The organism is Pseudomonas sp. RT6P73 (assembly GCF_054897715.1).
The window spans coordinates 2,897,640-2,916,164 of record NZ_JBUBUV010000002.1 but is presented as its reverse complement, the minus strand read 5'-3'; the positions used below and the strand labels follow the sequence as shown (position 1 = coordinate 2,916,164).

At 60.1% G+C, this 18,525-nt stretch carries 12 protein-coding genes and 1 pseudogene; 11 read left to right on the top strand and 2 right to left on the bottom strand.

The genetic code is table 11. The features are described 5' to 3' along the window. Positions 1-105: 105 nt before the first annotated feature. From ACYZT6_RS13840 to ACYZT6_RS13805, 8 genes are all read left to right on the top strand, one after another. Complete coding sequence (locus tag ACYZT6_RS13840; RefSeq protein WP_010459816.1) at positions 106-996, top strand: NAD(+) kinase; 891 nt, start codon at positions 106-108, stop codon at positions 994-996. After that, the gene (locus ACYZT6_RS13835; protein ID WP_462029950.1) at positions 993-1,967 is read left to right on the top strand and encodes a metallophosphoesterase; all 975 of its coding nucleotides are present in this window, start codon (positions 993-995) and stop codon (positions 1,965-1,967) included. The genes ACYZT6_RS13840 and ACYZT6_RS13835 overlap by 4 nt, the downstream gene beginning before the upstream one ends. Further along, positions 1,964-2,833 carry a rhomboid family intramembrane serine protease gene (locus ACYZT6_RS13830; RefSeq protein WP_462027376.1) on the top strand — a complete coding sequence of 290 codons (870 nt, stop codon included), beginning with the start codon at positions 1,964-1,966 and terminating at the stop codon, positions 2,831-2,833. The genes ACYZT6_RS13835 and ACYZT6_RS13830 overlap by 4 nt, the downstream gene beginning before the upstream one ends. 31 nt (positions 2,834-2,864) lie before the next feature. Then, positions 2,865-3,125, top strand: a complete 261-nt coding sequence (locus tag ACYZT6_RS13825; protein WP_090183249.1) for a YeaC family protein — start codon at positions 2,865-2,867, stop codon at positions 3,123-3,125. After that, positions 3,122-3,952 (top strand): DUF2797 domain-containing protein, encoded by an 831-nt coding sequence (locus ACYZT6_RS13820; protein WP_462027375.1) that lies wholly within the window; start codon positions 3,122-3,124, stop codon positions 3,950-3,952. The genes ACYZT6_RS13825 and ACYZT6_RS13820 overlap by 4 nt, the downstream gene beginning before the upstream one ends. Before the next feature lie 10 nt (positions 3,953-3,962). Continuing rightward, complete coding sequence (gene pepN, locus ACYZT6_RS13815; RefSeq protein WP_462027374.1) at positions 3,963-6,620, top strand: aminopeptidase N; 2,658 nt, start codon at positions 3,963-3,965, stop codon at positions 6,618-6,620. 1,221 nt (positions 6,621-7,841) lie between these two features. Continuing rightward, complete coding sequence (locus tag ACYZT6_RS13810) at positions 7,842-8,915, top strand: WD40/YVTN/BNR-like repeat-containing protein (protein WP_462027373.1); 1,074 nt, start codon at positions 7,842-7,844, stop codon at positions 8,913-8,915. Positions 8,916-8,943: 28 nt separating this feature from the next. Next, positions 8,944-11,328 carry an efflux RND transporter permease subunit gene (locus tag ACYZT6_RS13805; RefSeq protein WP_131062059.1) on the top strand — a complete coding sequence of 795 codons (2,385 nt, stop codon included), beginning with the start codon at positions 8,944-8,946 and terminating at the stop codon, positions 11,326-11,328. A gap of 178 nt (positions 11,329-11,506) precedes the next feature. On the opposite strand, the gene ACYZT6_RS13800 is transcribed toward ACYZT6_RS13805, so the two are convergent. Together ACYZT6_RS13800 and ACYZT6_RS13795 are read right to left on the bottom strand one after the other, a co-directional pair. Beyond that, positions 11,507-12,226 carry a FadR/GntR family transcriptional regulator gene (locus ACYZT6_RS13800; protein ID WP_094467649.1) on the bottom strand — a complete coding sequence of 240 codons (720 nt, stop codon included), beginning with the start codon at positions 12,224-12,226 and terminating at the stop codon, positions 11,507-11,509. Positions 12,227-12,428: 202 nt separating this feature from the next. Further along, entirely contained in the window at positions 12,429-14,165 is a 1,737-nt protein-coding gene (locus ACYZT6_RS13795; protein ID WP_462027372.1) for an IlvD/Edd family dehydratase, read from the bottom strand. Positions 14,166-14,357: 192 nt separating this feature from the next. Between ACYZT6_RS13795 and ACYZT6_RS13790 the strand changes: the two genes are divergently transcribed. The 3 genes and pseudogenes from ACYZT6_RS13790 to ACYZT6_RS13780 all read left to right on the top strand — a co-directional run bounded on the left by ACYZT6_RS13790 (position 14,358) and on the right by ACYZT6_RS13780 (position 18,416). Then, positions 14,358-15,680 carry an MFS transporter gene (locus tag ACYZT6_RS13790; protein ID WP_462027371.1) on the top strand — a complete coding sequence of 441 codons (1,323 nt, stop codon included), beginning with the start codon at positions 14,358-14,360 and terminating at the stop codon, positions 15,678-15,680. Between the two features lie 153 nt (positions 15,681-15,833). Next, complete coding sequence (gene araD1 / locus ACYZT6_RS13785) at positions 15,834-16,826, top strand: AraD1 family protein (protein ID WP_462027370.1); 993 nt, start codon at positions 15,834-15,836, stop codon at positions 16,824-16,826. 10 nt (positions 16,827-16,836) lie between these two features. After that, positions 16,837-18,416, top strand: a pseudogene (locus tag ACYZT6_RS13780) (aldehyde dehydrogenase (NADP(+))). The last annotated feature ends 109 nt before the right edge of the window (positions 18,417-18,525 follow it).

Below are 18,525 nucleotides of genomic sequence, written 5' to 3'. Positions count from 1 at the left end.
GCATAGCCCTAAACATGAGTACACCCTTGTGGCTGAAAGGATTTTGTCTATCCCGCGCTTTCGACCATAATCGTGTTTTTCGCCGTCACAGACCTCAGGGGCCCCATGGAGCAATTTCGTAATATCGGCATCATCGGTCGCCTGGGCAGTTCGCAGGTGCTGGATACCGTCCGCCGACTGAAACGGTTTCTGCTCGATCGTCACCTGCACGTGATCCTCGAAGACACCATCGCCGAAGTCCTGCCGGGTCATGGCCTGCAAACCTCGTCACGCAAGATGCTCGGTGAAGTATGTGACATGGTGATTGTGGTCGGCGGTGACGGCAGCCTGCTGGGCGCCGCGCGTGCCTTGGCCCGACACAATATCCCGGTGCTCGGCATCAACCGGGGCAGCCTCGGTTTCCTGACCGATATTCGCCCCGATGAACTGGAAGTCAAAGTCGCCGAAGTGCTCGACGGCCACTATCTGGTGGAAAACCGCTTCCTGCTGCAAGCCGAAGTACGCCGCCACGCCGAGGCCATTGGCCAGGGCGACGCGCTGAACGATGTGGTGCTGCACCCTGGCAAATCGACGCGGATGATCGAGTTCGAGCTGTACATCGACGGCCAGTTCGTCTGCAGCCAGAAGGCCGACGGCCTGATCGTCGCCACGCCCACCGGTTCGACCGCCTATGCGCTGTCGGCGGGCGGGCCGATCATGCATCCCAAGCTCGACGCTATTGTGATTGTGCCGATGTACCCCCATACCTTGTCGGGCAGGCCGATCGTGGTCGATGGCAACAGTGAGCTGAAAATCGTCGTGTCCAAAGATATGCAGATTTACCCGCAAGTCTCCTGTGACGGGCAGAACCATTTCACCTGCGCGCCGGGTGACACCATCACCATCAGCAAAAAAGCCCAGAAGCTGCGGCTGATTCACCCGCTCGACCACAACTACTATGAGGTCTGCCGGACCAAACTTGGCTGGGGCAGCCGGTTGGGTGGTGGAGGCGACTGATGCTCGATCCCGCGCGTAGCTACGACCTGATCGGTGACGTGCACGGTTGCGCTCTGACCCTTGAGCACTTGCTCGACCGGCTCGGTTATCACAAACAAGGTGGCGTCTGGCGGCATCCATCGCGCATGGCGGTGTTCGTCGGTGACATCATCGACCGCGGCCCGCGGATTCGCGAGGCGCTGCACATCGTCCACGACATGGTCGAGGCCGGTCAGGCGCTGTGCATCATGGGCAACCATGAATTCAACGCCCTCGGCTGGGCTACGCCGGCGCCGCCGGGCAGCGGCAAGCAGTTCGTGCGCGAACACACGCCACGCCATGCGCGCCTGCTCGGTGAAACCCTGACTCAATTTGAAGATCATCCCGGCGACTGGCATGACTTCCAGCAATGGTTCTACGAATTGCCATTGTTTGTGGATGCCGGACGTTTCCGCGTGGTGCACGCCTGCTGGGATTCCGGCCTGATCGAACCACTGCGCGCGCTGTTCCCCAATGGCTGCATCGACGAACATTTCCTCCAGGCCTCCGCCGTGCCGGGCAGTTTCGCCTGCACCGTGTTCGATCGCTTGCTGCGTGGCACCGACATGCGTTTGCCGCACGGCTTGACCATGACCAGCGGTGATGGCCTGACGCGTTCGTTCTTCCGCACCAAATTCTGGGAAGACGACCCGCAAACCTACGGAGACATTGTGTTCCAGCCTGATGCCTTGCCCGAACCCGTGGCCCAGACGCCACTGTCGTCCACCGAAAAAAACACTTTGCTGCGTTACGGCGTCGATGAACCGCTGTTGTTCGTCGGCCATTACTGGCGCAGCGGCAAACCGGCACCGATCCGTCCAAACCTGGCCTGCCTGGATTACAGCGCGGTGCTCTACGGCAAACTGGTCGCCTATCGCCTGGATCAGGAAACCCGTCTCGACCCGCACAAATTTGTCTGGGTCGATGTCGAGCGGCCGGAGGTGCTGCAATGAGTACCGTTGCCGTTTTACGTCTGCCGCTGGCGGTGGATTTGAGTGGGTTCGTCAAATTGTTGCAACGCATGCAGGTGCCGCATCGGGTCAGCGAAGAGGCGGGCGAGCAGGTGCTGTGGGTACCGGCCAATATCAGCGAAGACGTCCGCTCCTTATATGAACGTTTCCCGGCGGGCGACCCGGATCAGCAGCTGGACATTCCGGTCGCGCAAACCACAAAACGGCCCGGTTTCGTCGAGCAGCTGCGTCATGCCAAGGCGACCGGGTTGGTGTTGCTGCTGAGCCTGATTGTCGGTGCGGTGACGCTGCTGGGCGAGAACCTCGACACGCTGCGCTGGCTGACCTTCCTCGATTTTCGCATCGTCGGCGAGTACATCCATTTTGTGCCCTTGGCTGACAGCCTGGCAGCGGGGCAGTGGTGGCGTCTGGTGACGCCGATGCTGATCCATTTCGGCATCCTGCACCTGGCCATGAACGGCATGTGGTACTGGGAGCTGGGGCGGCGCATCGAGTCGCGTCAGGGCAGCATCAACCTGATTGGCCTGACCTTGCTCTTCAGCCTGGTTTCCAACTACGCCCAGTTTGTTTTCAGCGGCCCGACCTTGTTTGGCGGGTTGTCCGGTGTGCTGTACGGCTTGCTCGGGCATTGCTGGATTTTCCAGTTGTTGTCGCCGAACCCGGCTTATCGCCTGCCGCGCGGCGTGCTGGTGATGATGCTGGTGTGGCTGGTGTTGTGCCTGTCGGGGCTGGTCTCGATGATCGGCTTCGGTGAAATAGCCAACGCGGCCCACGTCAGCGGGTTGCTCGTCGGATGCTTGACCGGCTTGTTGGGTGGTTTGTACAACCGCCGTAAACTGGCCGTCTAAATCAGTTATGTATTAAAGAGCGGAGCCCTTGATGTCCTCTTTTAACGAAATGATTCAAAACATCACCCCCGATATCTACCAGAGCCTGAAACTGGCGGTGGAAATCGGCAAATGGTCCGACGGAGGCAAACTCACCGCCGAGCAACGCGAACTGTCGTTGCAAGCGATGATCGCCTGGGAAATCCAGAACCTGCCCGAGGAAGAGCGTACTGGCTACATGGGCCCGCAGGAATGCAGTTCGAAGTCGATCAGCGTGCCGAACATCCTGTTCAAGTCGGATGCCGTCCATTGATTGAGATTGGCCGCGGTGCAATCAGCAAAATGTCGGCGCGCCTTGACGGGCCGAACGTGCAGTACGCGTTTCGCCTGGATGACGTCGAGGTGCCGGTCAATCCATTGATCGGCTCCACGGTGCGTCTGGAGTATTTGGGGGCGATCCATTGCTCCCATTGCGGGCGCAAGACCAAAACCAGTTTCAGCCAGGGTTATTGCTACCCGTGCATGACGAAACTGGCGCAGTGCGATCTCTGCATCATGAGCCCGGAGCGTTGCCACTACGACGCTGGCACCTGCCGCGAGCCGGAGTGGGGCGAGAAGTTCTGCATGACCGATCACATTGTGTATCTGTCGAATTCATCCGGGGTGAAAGTGGGGATTACCCGCGCCACCCAGCTGCCGACTCGCTGGATCGACCAGGGCGCCCGTCAGGCGTTGCCGATCATGCGTGTCTCGACCCGCCAGCAATCGGGGTTTGTCGAAGACCTGTTTCGCAGTCAGGTGGCGGACAAGACCAATTGGCGTGCTTTACTCAAGGGCGACGCGGTGTCGGTGGACCTGGCCGAGGTTCGCGATCAGTTGTTCGACAGTTGCGCCGAAGGCTTGCAAGGTTTGCAGGAACGATTCGGCCTACAAGCAATCCAGACGATTGCCGATGTAGACGTCCTCGAAATCCGCTATCCGGTCGAGCAATACCCGGCCAAGATCGTCAGCTTCAACCTGGACAAGAATCCGATTGCCGAAGGCACGCTGTTGGGGATCAAGGGTCAGTACCTGATTTTCGACACCGGCGTGATCAATATTCGTAAATACACGGCTTATCAGCTCGCCGTGCATCAGTAAGGACTCCAGCATGCGCACCGAACAACCGAAGATGATTTACCTGAAGGACTATCAGGCGCCCGAGTACCTGATCGACGAGACGCACCTGACCTTCGAGTTGTTCGAGGACCACAGCCTGGTCCATGCGCAACTGGTGATGCGCCGCAATCCTGAACGTGGCCCGGGCCTGCCGCCGCTAGTGCTGGATGGCCAGCAACTCGAACTGCTGTCGGTAACCCTGGCCGACAACGAGTTGAGCGACGCTGATTATCAGCTGACTGAAAACCACCTGACCCTGCACCCGACCAGCACCACGTTCACGGTCGATACCAGCGTCAAGATCCACCCGGAAACCAACACTGCGCTGGAAGGCCTGTACAAATCCGGCACGATGTTCTGCACCCAGTGCGAGGCCGAAGGCTTCCGCAAGATCACCTATTACCTCGACCGCCCGGACGTGATGAGCACCTTCACCACCACGGTCGTCGCCGAGCAGCACAGCTATCCGGTGTTGCTGTCCAACGGCAACCCGATTGCCTCAGGTCCTGGCGAAGAGGGCCGGCACTGGGCGACCTGGGAAGACCCGTTCAAGAAACCTGCCTACCTGTTCGCGCTGGTGGCCGGTGACTTGTGGTGCGTCGAAGACACTTTCACCACCATGAGCGAGCGCTCCGTCGCGCTGCGCATTTACGTCGAGCCGGAAAACATCGACAAATGCCAGCACGCGATGAATAGCCTGAAGAAGTCTATGCGCTGGGACGAAGAGGTCTACGGTCGCGAGTACGATCTGGACATCTTCATGATCGTCGCGGTCAACGACTTCAACATGGGCGCCATGGAGAACAAGGGCCTCAACATCTTCAACTCCAGCGCCGTGCTGGCCCGCGCCGAAACCGCGACCGACGCCGCGCACCAGCGTGTCGAAGCGATCGTCGCTCACGAGTACTTCCACAACTGGTCGGGCAACCGCGTGACCTGCCGCGACTGGTTCCAGTTGTCGCTCAAGGAAGGCTTCACCGTGTTCCGCGATTCTGGTTTCTCCGCCGACATGAACTCGGCGACCGTGAAGCGCATCCAGGACGTGGCGTACCTGCGTACCCATCAGTTCGCCGAAGACGCAGGTCCCATGGCTCACGCCGTGCGCCCGGACAGCTTCATCGAGATTTCCAACTTCTATACCCTGACCGTGTACGAAAAGGGTTCGGAAGTGGTCGGCATGATCCACACCCTGCTCGGCGCCGAAGGCTTCCGCAAAGGCAGCGACTTGTACTTCGAACGCCATGACGGCCAGGCCGTGACGTGCGATGACTTCATCAAAGCCATGGAAGATGCCAACGGTGTCGACCTGACCCAGTTCAAACGCTGGTACAGCCAGGCCGGTACGCCGCGTCTGGCGGTGAGCGAGTCTTATGACGCGGCAGCGAAAACCTACAGCCTGACCTTCCGCCAGAGCTGCCCGGCGACCCCGGACAAGGTGGAAAAACTGCCGTTTGTGATTCCTGTGGAATTGGGTTTGCTGGACTCGAAGGGGGCGGCGATCGCGTTGCGTCTTTCCGGTGAAGACCGTGATCAGGGCACCTCGCGGGTTATCTCGGTGACCGAAGCCGAGCAGACCTTTACCTTCGTCGACATCGCAGAACAGCCGCTGCCTTCGTTGCTGCGCGGCTTCTCGGCACCGGTGAAGCTGAGCTTCCCGTACAGCCGCGATCAACTGATGTTCCTGATGCAGCACGACAGCGACGGTTTCAACCGTTGGGATGCCGGTCAGCAATTGTCGGTTCAGGTGCTGCAAGAGCTGATCGCTCAGCAGCAGAAGGGCGAGAAACTGGTGCTGGATCAGCGCCTGATTTCTGCCTTGCGCACCGTGCTGTCCGACGAAACGCTGGACCAGGCGATGGTTGCGGAAATGCTTTCGCTGCCGGGTGAGGCGTATCTGACAGAAATCAGCGAAGTGGCCGACGTTGATGCCATCCATATCGCTCGCGAGTTTGCTCGCAAGCAATTGGCTGAAGGTTTGTTCGAAGCGTTATGGCTGCGTTATCAGGCCAACCGCGATCTGTCGAAGAAAACCCCGTATGTGGCCGAGGCGGAGCATTTTGCGCGTCGTGCGTTGCAGAACATTGCGCTGTCGTACCTGATGCTCAGCGGCAAGCCGGAAGTATTGGCGGCGACGCTTGAACAGTTCGAGACCAGCGACAACATGACCGAACGCCTGACGGGGTTGGCGGTGTTGGTCAACTCGCCCTATGAAGAAGACAAAGCCCGGGCGCTGGCGAGTTTTGCCGAGCACTTCAAGGACAATCCGCTGGTCATGGATCAGTGGTTCAGTGTCCAGGCGGGCAGCACGTTGCCAGGTGGTCTGGAGCGTGTTCGGCAGTTGATGGAGCATCCGGCGTTCAATATCAAGAACCCGAACAAGGTGCGGGCGCTGGTCGGCGCGTTTGCCGGGCAGAACCTGATCAACTTCCATGCGGCTGATGGTTCCGGGTATCGCTTCCTGGCGGACCTGGTGATCGAGTTGAACGGGTTTAATCCGCAGATTGCTTCTCGCCAACTGGCACCGCTGACTCGCTGGCGCAAGTATGACGACGCTCGTCAGGCGTTGATGAAAGGGGAGCTGGAGCGGATTCGTGCTTCGGGTCAGTTGTCCAGTGATGTGTTTGAAGTGGTCAGCAAGAGCCTGGCCTGAGTTTGGCTTTACTCCCTCAGGGTTCACTTGGGCCCTGTGGGAGCTGGCTTGGCTGTAATGGCGGCCTTCGGGCCGACCATGCTGTTGTTGATTGAGTACATATCCATTTCTGCGGTAACGGCGGCTTATGGTTTCGCCCTTACGGCGACTCACTTTTTTTACAAACGCCTAAAAAAAGTAAGCAAAAAAACGCTCGCCCCAAGCGTCCGGCCCCTCGCTAAGGCTCGGCGTACCTTCGCTCCGGTATCCATCCGGGGACACTGCCCTCCGGTTGGCTTCGCTGCACCTACATGCAGCGTGTTCGACTGCGTCGAACGGCGCTACGCGCCACTCCCCGGATGAACACCTCCACTCAGCCTCCCGAAAGGGGCGGGCAGATCAAAAGCTGAAGGCGAGCTAACGCTCGGCCTGATGAGTGGTGAAGAGCAAAAGCCGTACGCTGCTCTGCTTGCTTTTTGTAGGAGAGAGGCTTGCCCGCGAAGGCGGCCTGACAGCCGACCGATTTCTTGCATGTGTACATCAATCCACTGTGGGAGTGAGCCTGCTCGCGATGGCGGTGCGTCAGGCAAAGCAATGTTGATCGAATACCGCCATCGCGAGCAGGCTCGCTCCTACAGGTGTGAGGATGTTTGGGCTGTGGCTTTTGACGTTGATCTTGATCTTGATCTCTCGCCCCTTCGGCAGGCCGAGCGTAGGTGTTCATCAGGGGGTTAGGCGCGCAGCGCCGTGCGGCGAAGCCGCACACATCGAGAGGAGGTCGTCGCGAAGCAGACCGTAGGCGATGCCCCCTGATGGACACCGTAGCGAGGGAACGCGGAGCCTTAGCGAGGCGCCGTACGCCGGGGCGAAGACTTTTTGGTTACTTTTGAGGCGTTTGTCAAAAGTGACTCGCTGTAAGAGCGAAACCATAAGTAGCCGTTACCGAAGAAACGGATATGTACACCAACCACCAACCACCAACCACCAACCATAACCCAGAAACCCCAATCACCCCACCTGATACCCAATCATTCACCCAAACCGCATTCCGCCCCAGTTAACAAAACATAACGTGGCGTCGATTGTCAGACCTTTCCAAACCCCGATAGGATAAGCCAGCTTCCGAAGGGGCTCTAGATTGCGCATTTCAGGACTATGCTCCAGAACAGGCAATCCCGATGAGCACCCCTTACGGCGCCCAGAAAGGTTGAACGACCTAACAATAATAATGGGGGAAGGTCTATGAGTGAGCCTGTCATGGGTGTGGGTATTTGCCGCCCGCCGGCATTACGCAAGTTCGCGTTGCTGGCTACAGCGCTCTCGCTGTTGGGTTGTGCGGTGCTGTCGGCACCTGCGTTGGCCGCTACGGCGCCAGCGTCCGACATTGTGTATTCCGTTGAATCTGCCAAAGCCACCAAGAGCCTGATGCTCGACGTCGCGCATGCCGGCAAGCGCCTGGTGGCCGTTGGTGATCGCGGGCACATTCTGTATTCCGATGACCAGGGTGCCACCTGGACCCAGGCCAAGGTGCCTACCCGGCAATTGTTGACGTCGGTGTTTTTTGCCGATGACAAACACGGCTGGGCCGTCGGCCACGACGCACAGATCCTCACCAGCGAGGACGGTGGCGCTACCTGGACCAAGCAATTCGAAGATTTGAAACGCGAATCGCCGCTGCTCGACGTCTGGTTCCAGGACGTCAACAGCGGCTTTGCCGTGGGTGCTTATGGCGCGTTGCTGGCAACCACCGACGGTGGCAAGCACTGGGAAGACGCCAGCGATCGCCTCGACAACGAAGACCAGTACCACCTCAACGGCATTGCGGCGGTCAAGGATGCCGGGCTGTTCATCGTCGGCGAGCAGGGCAGCATGTTCCGCTCCGCCGACTGGGGCCAGACCTGGGAAAAGCTTGAAGGCCCATACGAAGGTTCGCTGTTCGGCGTGATAGGCACCGCTCAGGCCAACACGCTGCTGGCCTACGGGTTGCGCGGCAATCTGTTTCGCTCCACCGATTTCGGCACCACCTGGGAGCCGGTTGAGCTCAAGGCTGCCCGTGGTGCGCTGGAGTTCGGTTTGTCCGGCGCAACGTTGCTTGACGACGGCTCCATCGTGATCGTCGGCAACGGTGGCTCGGTGATCCGCAGCAACGACAACGGCGAAACCTTCAGCGTGTTCAACCGCCCCGATCGTATTTCCGTTTCGGCAGTGACTGCCGCAGGCAACGGCAATCTGATTCTGGCAGGACAGGGCGGCGTTCGCGTCACCTCGCCAACCGGCGCCGGCGCAGAGAATGGCAAAAACGGGTCGTCCAAATGAGCCGGGCAAATAACAAGAAGGCGGGTCTATGACATCCTTGAGCAGTCATCACCAAGACAAGGCGACGTTTCTTGAGCGTCTGATTTTCAACAACCGCCCGGCAGTGATCGTCATCTGCCTGCTGGTCAGCATCTTCCTGTTCTGGCAGGCGACGCTGATCCGGCCGTCCACCAGCTTCGAAAAAATGATCCCCCTGGAGCATCCATTCATTCAGAAGATGATGGAGCACCGTAACGATCTGGCGAATCTGGGCAACACGGTGCGCATTTCGGTGGAAGCCACCGATGGCGACATCTTCTCCAAGGAATACATGGAGACCCTGCGTCAGATCAACGACGAGGTGTTCTACATCTCCGGTGTCGACCGTTCCGGCCTCAAGTCGTTGTGGAGCCCGAGCGTACGCTGGACCGAGGTGACAGAGGAGGGTTTCGCCGGTGGCGAAGTGATCCCGCAGAGCTATAACGGCTCCCAGCAAAGCCTCGACCTTTTGCGCAACAACGTGCTCAAGTCCGGTCAGGTCGGGCGTCTGGTGGCCAACGACTTCAAGTCGAGCATCGTCGATATCCCGCTGCTGGAGTCCTACCCGGACCCGCAGGACCAGGGCAAGCTGCTGGCGCTGGACTACCGCAAGTTCTCCCACGAGCTGGAAGAAAAGATCCGCGACAAGTTTGAAGCGCAGAACCCTAACGTGCAGATCCACATCGTCGGTTTCGCCAAGAAAGTCGGCGACCTGATCGATGGCCTGGTCATGGTGGTGATGTTCTTCGGCGTCGCCTTCATCATCACGCTGATCCTGCTGTACTGGTTCACCAACTGCATGCGCAGCACCGTGGCGGTGTTGAGCACCACGTTGGTGGCGGTGGTCTGGCAGTTGGGTCTGATGCACTTCTTTGGTTTCGGACTCGATCCTTATTCGATGCTGGTGCCGTTCCTGATCTTCGCCATCGGTATCTCCCACGGCGTGCAGAAGATCAACGGTATCGCCTTGCAGTCGAGCGAGGCGGACAACGCCTTGACCGCCGCGCGGCGGACGTTCCGCCAACTGTTCCTGCCGGGGATGATCGCGATTCTTGCGGATGCGGTGGGCTTCATCACGCTGCTGATCATCGACATCGGTGTGATTCGTGAACTGGCCATCGGCGCCTCCATCGGTGTGGCGGTGATTGTGTTCACCAACCTGATCCTGCTGCCGGTGGCGATTTCCTACGTCGGCATCAGCAAACGCGCCGTCGAACGCAGCAAGAAAGACGCACACCGCGAACACCCGTTCTGGCGCCTGCTGTCGAGCTTCGCCAGCCCGAAAGTCGCACCGGTGTCGATCATTTTGGCCCTGTTGGCCTTCGGTGGCGGTCTCTGGTACAGCCAGAACCTGAAGATCGGTGACCTCGATCAGGGTGCCCCGGAACTGCGTCCGGACTCCCGTTACAACAAGGACAACAACTTCATCATCAGCAATTACTCCACCAGTTCCGACGTGTTGGTGGTGATGGTCAAGACCAAGTCCGAAGGTTGCTCGCGCTACGAAGCCATGGCGCCGATCGACGAGCTGATGTGGAAGATGCAGAACACCGAGGGCGTGCAGTCGGCGATTTCCCTGGTGACCGTGTCCAAGCAGATGATCAAGGGCATGAACGAGGGCAACCTGAAATGGGAAACCCTGTCGCGCAACCCTGACGTGCTGAACAACTCCATCGCCCGTGCCGATGGCCTGTACAACAACAGTTGCTCCCTGGCACCGGTGCTGGTGTTCCTCAACGACCACAAGGCTGCAACGCTGGATCGCGCGGTGCATGCGGTGCAGGACTTCGCCAAGGAAAACAACAAGGACGGCCTGGAATTCATCCTCGCGGCGGGTAACGCTGGCATCGAGGCGGCCACCAACGAGGTGATCAAGGAGTCCGAGCTGACCATCCTGATCCTCGTCTACATCTGTGTTGCGACCATGTGCATGATCACCTTCCGTTCCTGGGCGGCGACCTTGTGCATCGTGCTGCCGCTGGTGCTGACCTCGGTACTCGGCAACGCCCTGATGGCCTTCATGGGCATCGGCGTGAAAGTAGCGACCCTGCCGGTGGTGGCGCTCGGGGTGGGGATTGGCGTGGACTACGGCATCTACATCTATAGCCGCCTGGAAAGCTTCCTGCGTGCAGGCCTGCCGTTGCAAGAGGCGTACTACCAGACGCTGAAGTCCACCGGTAAAGCCGTGCTGTTCACCGGCCTGTGCCTGGCGATCGGCGTGTGCACCTGGATCTTCTCGGCCATCAAGTTCCAGGCCGACATGGGCTTGATGCTGACCTTCATGCTGCTCTGGAACATGTTCGGCGCATTGTGGCTGTTGCCAGCGCTGGCACGGTTCCTGATCAAGCCGGAGAAACTGGCGGGGCAGAAGGGCAACTCGTTGTTCGCTCACTGATCCCTGGCTGAAACAGAAAAGCCGCAACCCAGGTTGCGGCTTTTTTACATCCCGAATTTCACACCAAACCCCCTGTAGGAGCGAGGCTTGCCCGCGAAGGGGGTATGTCAGCCAATACAGGTGTCGACTGGCCCATCGCCTTCGCGGGCAAGCCTCGCTCCTACAGGGATTTGTGGTGTTAAGAGGGATCGGTGCCAAGCACTACGTTCAACGCACTACGCGCATCGTCGAGCTGTACGAGGGTGGCATGCCGCGCACCCAGCGCATCACGATTCTCGATCGCCGTTAGAATCGCCTTGTGCCGAGGCAACGCCAGCTCATGCAGGTTCGGCCGCTGGTTGGAATGCTTCAGCGCTTCAGCAATCGCCACCGACAGCATGTTGCACAGGTTGGCCAGCAGATCATTGTGGGTCGCATCAGCGATCCGGCTGTGGAAGTCCAGGTCCGGCTGCAACAAGGCTTCAGGCGTCGGTGCGGCTTCCATGCGCTGGTAGGCTTCACCGATGGAGGCGATGTCGGCGTCGGTGGCGAATTGTGCGGCGAGGGCGGCGGCAGCGGGTTCGATGATGCTGCGTACGCTGGTCAGCAAATCGAAGAATTCATTCTGCGGGCTGCTTTGCATCAGCCAGTGCAGCACATCCGGATCGAGCATGTGCCATTCCTTGCGCTGCTTGACCACGGTGCCGACCCGCGGACGGGAATACACCAGGCCTTTGGCAACCAGCACGCGGGTGGCTTCGCGCAGAACCGGGCGGCTGACCGCGTACTCCTCGCACAGCAAGGCTTCGGCGGGCAGTTTGTCACACGGTTTGAAGCGCCCGGAAACGATCTGCATGCCCAATTCCTGGACGATGCGCGAGTGCATGCTTTTGCGGTCGGAGGGTTTGCGGTAATCCATGGGGAACGGCGCGATCCTGTGCGATGGAGATGCCGCGCATGATAGCAGGCGCGGCGCGGACGGTCGCCAGAGCAAGCACGGTCCTGAATAAGATGAAGATCAAAATTGTAGGAGCTGGCTTGCTAGCGATGGTGTGTCAGTCGACACAACAGTGCCTGACCCACCATCGCTAGCAAGCCAGCTCCTACAAGAGGTAGTTGGGTTAGTGGGAGTGGCGGGGCACTTCGGAGCCGCGGCATCCGACCAGGAAGTCGAAATCGCAACCCTGATCCGCTTGCAGTACATGGTCGATGTACAGCTGACGATAACCGCCCACGATCAGATTTTGCGGCGGTTGCAGATCCGCCATGCGCGCCGCCAGTTCCGCATCTGGAATATCCAGATGCAAACGCCCATTGGCGCAATCCAGTTCAATCCAGTCGCCTTCCTTCACCGTCGCCAAAGGCCCACCGGCCGCCGCTTCCGGGGCAACGTGCAAAACCACCGTGCCGTACGCCGTGCCGCTCATGCGAGCGTCGGAAATGCGTACCATGTCCGTCACTCCCTGAGCCAACAGCTTCGCCGGCAAGCCCATGTTGCCCACTTCAGCCATGCCCGGATAACCCTTCGGGCCGCAGTTTTTCATCACCAGAATCGAGTTGGCATCGACGTCCAGTTCCGGATCGTTGATCCGCGCCTTGTACATGTCGAAGTTCTCGAACACCACTGCACGCCCACGGTGCTGCATCAATTCGGCACTGGCCGCGGACGGCTTGAGCACTGCACCCAGAGGTGCAAGGTTGCCGCGCAACACGCAAATGCCGCCGTCGGCACGGATCGGGTTGTCGAGGGTGCGGATCACTTCGTCCTGGCCGTAGATCGGCGCGTCCTTGGTGTTCTCGCCGAGGGTCTTGCCGTTGACGGTCAGAGCGTTCGGATGGGGAATCAGATTGGCTTCGCCGAGGCGGCGCAACACCGCTGGCAAGCCGCCGGCGTAGTAGAACTCTTCCATCAGGAAACGTCCGGACGGTTGCAGGTCGACGATGGTTGGCATGCCGCGACCGATGCGGGTCCAGTCATCCAGGTCCAGCTCGACGCCGATGCGACCGGCGATGGCTTTCAAGTGGATCACGGCGTTGGTCGAACCACCGATGGCGGCGTTCACACGGATGGCGTTTTCGAAGGCTTCTTTGGTGAGGATTTTCGACAGCCGCAAGTCTTCCCGGACCATCTCAACCGCGCGCATGCCGGACATGTGCGCCAACACATAACGTCGCGCATCAACCGCCGGAATCGCCGCATTGTGGGGCAGGGACGTGCCCAGTGCTTCAGCCATGCAGGCCATGGTCGACGCGGTGCCCATGGTGTTGCAGGTGCCGGCCGAGCGGGACATGCCGCCCTCGGCCGCGAGGAAATCGTCGAGGGTGATGGTGCCGGCTTTCACTTGTTCGCTGAGCTGCCAGACCACGGTGCCGGAGCCAATGTCCTGGCCTTTGTGCTTGCCGTTGAGCATCGGCCCGCCAGTGACGACGATCGCCGGTACGTCGCAACTGGCCGCGCCCATCAGCAGCGCCGGGGTGGTTTTGTCGCAACCGGTCAGCAACACCACGCCGTCAATCGGGTTGCCGCGAATCGCTTCTTCGACGTCCATGCTGGTCAGGTTGCGGGTGAACATGGCGGTCGGGCGCAGGTTCGATTCGCCGTTGGAAAACACCGGGAATTCCACCGGCCAGCCACCGGCCTCGATCACCCCACGTTTGACGTGCTCCGCGATCTGGCGGAAATGCGCGTTGCACGGGGTCAGTTCCGACCAGGTATTGCAGATGCCGATGATCGGCTTGCCGTGGAACTGGTGGTCGGCGATGCCCTGATTCTTCATCCAGCTGCGGTACATGAAGCCGTTTTTGTCGGCGGTGCCAAACCATTGGGCGGAGCGCAGGTTGGGTTTCTTATCAGACATGATCGATTCTCTTATTGTATGACTATATTATTCGAGCTACGGCGTAACATAAGCGCTATTTCGCCGCTTTGGAAGTGTTGTTGGGTAATTAGTATTACTATATAGTCGCTTTCAACGGAGGGATGGCCCTGGCAGTTTTCGGCGAGAGGCGTCCCCCGAGGTTTATAACAACAACAATTGGAGACCGATCTCATGAGCCAGGAACTGCGGCTTATTCGTCGCATCACGCTGAAATTGATTCCCTTCCTGATCCTGCTGTACCTGATCGCCTATGTGGATCGCTCCGCCGTAGGTTTCGCCAAGCTGCACATGGGCGCCGACATTGGCCTGGGCGATGCGGCCTATGGTCTCGGCGCAGGGTTGTTCTTCATTGGCTATTTCCTGCTGGAAATTCCCAGCAACCTGATGCTTGACCGCTTCGGCGCCCGGCGCTGGTTCGCGCGGATCATGGTCACCTGGGGCGCCATCACCATCGGTATGGCCTTCGTCCAGGGGCCGCACAGCTTCTATGTCATGCGCTTTCTGCTCGGCGCGGCCGAAGCCGGGTTCTTCCCGGGCGTTCTCTACTACATCACCCAATGGTTTCCGGTTCGCCATCGCGGCAAGATCCTCGGGCTGTTCATCCTTTCCCAACCCATCGCGATGATGATCACCGGCCCGGTGTCCGGCGGCTTGCTCGGCATGGACGGCATCCTCGGTCTGCATGGCTGGCAGTGGCTGTTCATCGTCATCGGCGCCCCGGCGATTCTGCTGACCTGGCCGGTACTGCGTTACCTGCCGGATGGCCCGCAACAGGTGAAATGGATGGACCAGGCCGAGAAAGACTGGCTGACCGGCGAGCTGAAAAAGGACCTTGAGGCCTACGGCCAGACCCGGCACGGCAATCCGCTGCATGCCCTGAAAGACAAGCGCGTGTTGCTGCTGGCGCTGTTTTATCTACCAGTGACCTTGAGCATTTATGGCCTGGGCCTGTGGTTGCCGACGTTGATCAAACAGTTCGGCGGCACTGATCTGGTGACCGGTTTCGTGTCATCGGTGCCGTACATCTTCGGCATCGTTGGTTTGCTGATCATTCCACGCAGTTCCGACCGCCTGAATGATCGTTACGGCCACCTGGCCGCGCTGTATGTGCTGGGTGCCATCGGCCTGTTCCTCAGCGCCTGGTTGACGGTGCCGGTGCTGCAACTCGCGGCGTTGTGTCTGGTAGCGTTTGCGCTGTTTTCCTGCACGGCGGTGTTCTGGACCTTGCCCGGTCGTTTCTTCGCAGGCGCCAGTGCGGCGGCGGGGATCGCGTTGATCAACTCGGTGGGCAACCTGGGTGGCTACATCGGGCCGTTCGTGATCGGTGCGCTGAAGGAATACACCGGCAACCTGGCGTCGGGGCTGTATTTCCTGTCGGGTGTGATGGTGTTCGGGCTGGTGTTGACCGGCGTGGTTTATCGGTTGCTGGAGCGCAAGCATGTGCTGGCAGCGGACCAGTTTGCCGCCAGTGCGCGTGGCGCAACCCGTACCTGATACAAAACAGACAATCACCATCCATCCTGTGGGAGCGGGCTTGCCCGCGATGACGGCGGCACATTCACAATTGATGTGTCAGACAGTTCGCTATCGCGGGCAAGCCCGCTCCCACAGGGGGTGGTGGTGTTCCGAAAACACAGGAGAAAATCCATGCGTTTAGTGCAGTTCGAACTGAGTAATGGCGAACGCCGCGTGGGCGTGGTCGAGGAGGGGCTGATCCGCGAAGTGCAGGATGCGCGCACCGTCCGGGACCTGGCCCTGGCGGCGATCGAGGCGGGCGTCAATCTGGAGCAGCAGGTAAAAACCCTGGGCCTGGGCATCAGCCATGGTTACGCAGAATTGCTGGCCCAACTGCGGATCCTGCCGCCGCTGGATCACCCGGACCCGGCGCACATGCTGGTCAGCGGCACCGGCCTGACCCATCTCGGCAGCGCCTCAGCCCGGGACAAGATGCATCAGCAGGTCGGCGACGACGCCGCGATGACCGACACCATGCGCATTTTCAAATGGGGCGTGGAGGGCGGTAAACCGGTGGCCGGGCAGGCCGGCGTGCAACCGGAATGGTTCTACAAGGGCGACGGCAGCATCGTCGTGCGTCCGGGTCAACCGTTCCCGCTGCCGCCCTTTGCCGAGGACGCGGGTGAGGAGCCTGAACTCAGCGGCCTCTACGTCATCGGCCACGACGGCAAACCGTATCGCCTCGGTTTCGCCGTGGGCAACGAGTTCTCTGACCATGTGATGGAACGCAAGAACTACCTCTACCTGGCGCATTCGAAACTGCGCAGTTGCAGCTATGGCCCGGAACTTCGCGTCGGCCCGTTGCCGGAGCATCTGGCCGGCACCAGCCGCATCCTGCGTGACGGCGAGGTGCTGTGGCAGAACGAGTTCCTCAGCGGCGAGGCCAACATGTGCCACAGCCTGGAAAACCTCGAGTACCACCATTTCAAGTACAGCCAGTTCCTGCGCCCGGGGGACGTGCACATTCATTTCTTCGGCACCGCGACCCTGTCCTTTGCCGACGGCATTCGCACCCGACCGGGTGATGTGTTCGAGATCAGTCAGGCCGAGTTCGGCGCGCCGTTGATCAACGGGATCGCACCGGTTGAAGCAGCGTTCGAGCCCGGCACCGTCGGCACCCTTTAAGGAGACATGCATGACCCAGATTCTTGGTCACAACTACATCGGCGGCCAGCGTAGCGCTGCCGGCACCGTCAAACTGCAAAGTGTCGATGCCAGTACCGGCGAAGCCTTGCCTCATGAATTCTTCCAGGCCACGCCTGAAGAAGTCGATGCCGCGGCCAAGGCAGCCGCAGCCGCTTACCCGGCCTATCGCAGCCTGAGCGCCGAACGTCGCGCGCAATTTCTCGATGCGATTGCCGATGAACTCGACGCCTTGGGCGATGATTTCGTCGCTGTGGTCTGCCGCGAAACGGCATTGCCTGCCGGACGTATTCAAGGCGAGCGCGGGCGCACCAGCGGCCAGATGCGGCTGTTCGCCAAAGTGCTGCGTCGTGGTGATTTCTACGGCGCGCGGATTGATCAGGCATTGCCGGATCGCCAACCGCTGCCCCGTCCGGACCTGCGCCAATATCGTATCGGTCTAGGGCCAGTCGCCGTGTTTGGTGCGAGCAACTTTCCGTTGGCATTTTCCACGGCGGGCGGTGACACCGCGTCGGCGTTGGCCGCCGGTTGCCCGGTGGTGTTCAAGGCCCACAGCGGCCACATGGCCACCGCTGAACAGGTGGCTGACGCGCTGATTCGCGCGGCGGAAAAAACCGGCATGCCGGCCGGTGTGTTCAACATGATCTACGGCGGCGGGGTCGGCGAAGCGCTGGTCAAGCACCCGGCGATTCAGGCGGTCGGTTTTACCGGATCGCTAAAGGGTGGCCGTGCGTTGTGTGACATGGCCGCAGCACGTGCGCAGCCCATCCCGGTGTTCGCCGAGATGTCGAGCATCAACCCGGTGATCGTCTTGCCGCAGGCACTGAACGTTCGGGCAGACACAGTCGCCCGTGACCTGACCGCTTCGGTGGTGCAGGGTTGCGGTCAGTTCTGCACCAATCCGGGTCTGGTCATCGGCATTCGCTCGCCGCAATTCACCGCGTTCGTGCAACAGGTGGCGGGGCTCATCGGAGATCAGCCGGCGCAAACGATGCTCAATGCCGGGACCTTGAGCAGCTATGGCAAAGGCTTGCAAAAACTCCTCGCTCATTCGGGTATCGAGCATCTGGCTGGCAGCCCGCAGCAGGGCAATCAGGCGCAACCGCAGTTGTTCAAAGCCGACGTCAGCCTGTTGATCAATGGCGATGAAGTGCTCAGGAAGAAGTGTTCGGCCCGACCACGGTGTTCGTCGAAGTCGCGGATCAGGCGCAACTCAGTGCCGCGTTGAACGGTCTGCACGGGCAGCTGACCGCGACGATCATTGGCGAACCGGCGGACTTCGAACAGTTCAGCGAGCTGACGGCGCTGCTGGAGCAAAAGGTCGGACGGATCCTGCTCAATGGCTATCCGACGGGCGTTGAAGTCTGTGATTCGATGGTCCACGGCGGGCCGTATCCAGCGACTTCCGATGCGCGCGGCACGTCGGTGGGTACGTTGGCGATTGACCGTTTCCTGCGTCCGGTGTGCTTCCAGAACTATCCGGACAGCTTGCTGCCGGAGGCGTTGAAGAACGCTAATCCACTGCGAATCCAGCGCCTGGTGGACGGCAAACCCTCCCGCGACGCTCTCTAAGGACTAACTTCAATCCCTGTGGGAGCGGGCTTGCCCGCGATGGCGGCCTGACAGTCAACATTGATGTTGAATATTCAATCGCTATCGCGGGCAAGCCCGCTCCCACAGT

What these genes read in the sequence shown, in the direction of transcription:
- ACYZT6_RS13840 (WP_010459816.1), top strand. Translation starts at nt 106, where the DNA reads ATGGAGCAATTTCGTAATATCGGCATCATCGGTCGCCTGGGCAGTTCG.
- ACYZT6_RS13830 (WP_462027376.1), top strand. Translation starts at nt 1,964, where the DNA reads ATGAGTACCGTTGCCGTTTTACGTCTGCCGCTGGCGGTGGATTTGAGT.
- ACYZT6_RS13825 (WP_090183249.1), top strand. Translation starts at nt 2,865, where the DNA reads ATGTCCTCTTTTAACGAAATGATTCAAAACATCACCCCCGATATCTAC.
- pepN (WP_462027374.1), top strand. Translation starts at nt 3,963, where the DNA reads ATGCGCACCGAACAACCGAAGATGATTTACCTGAAGGACTATCAGGCG.
- ACYZT6_RS13810 (WP_462027373.1), top strand. Translation starts at nt 7,842, where the DNA reads ATGAGTGAGCCTGTCATGGGTGTGGGTATTTGCCGCCCGCCGGCATTA.
- ACYZT6_RS13805 (WP_131062059.1), top strand. Translation starts at nt 8,944, where the DNA reads ATGACATCCTTGAGCAGTCATCACCAAGACAAGGCGACGTTTCTTGAG.
- ACYZT6_RS13800 (WP_094467649.1), bottom strand. Translation starts at nt 12,226, where the DNA reads ATGGATTACCGCAAACCCTCCGACCGCAAAAGCATGCACTCGCGCATC.
- ACYZT6_RS13795 (WP_462027372.1), bottom strand. Translation starts at nt 14,165, where the DNA reads ATGTCTGATAAGAAACCCAACCTGCGCTCCGCCCAATGGTTTGGCACC.
- ACYZT6_RS13790 (WP_462027371.1), top strand. Translation starts at nt 14,358, where the DNA reads ATGAGCCAGGAACTGCGGCTTATTCGTCGCATCACGCTGAAATTGATT.
- araD1 (WP_462027370.1), top strand. Translation starts at nt 15,834, where the DNA reads ATGCGTTTAGTGCAGTTCGAACTGAGTAATGGCGAACGCCGCGTGGGC.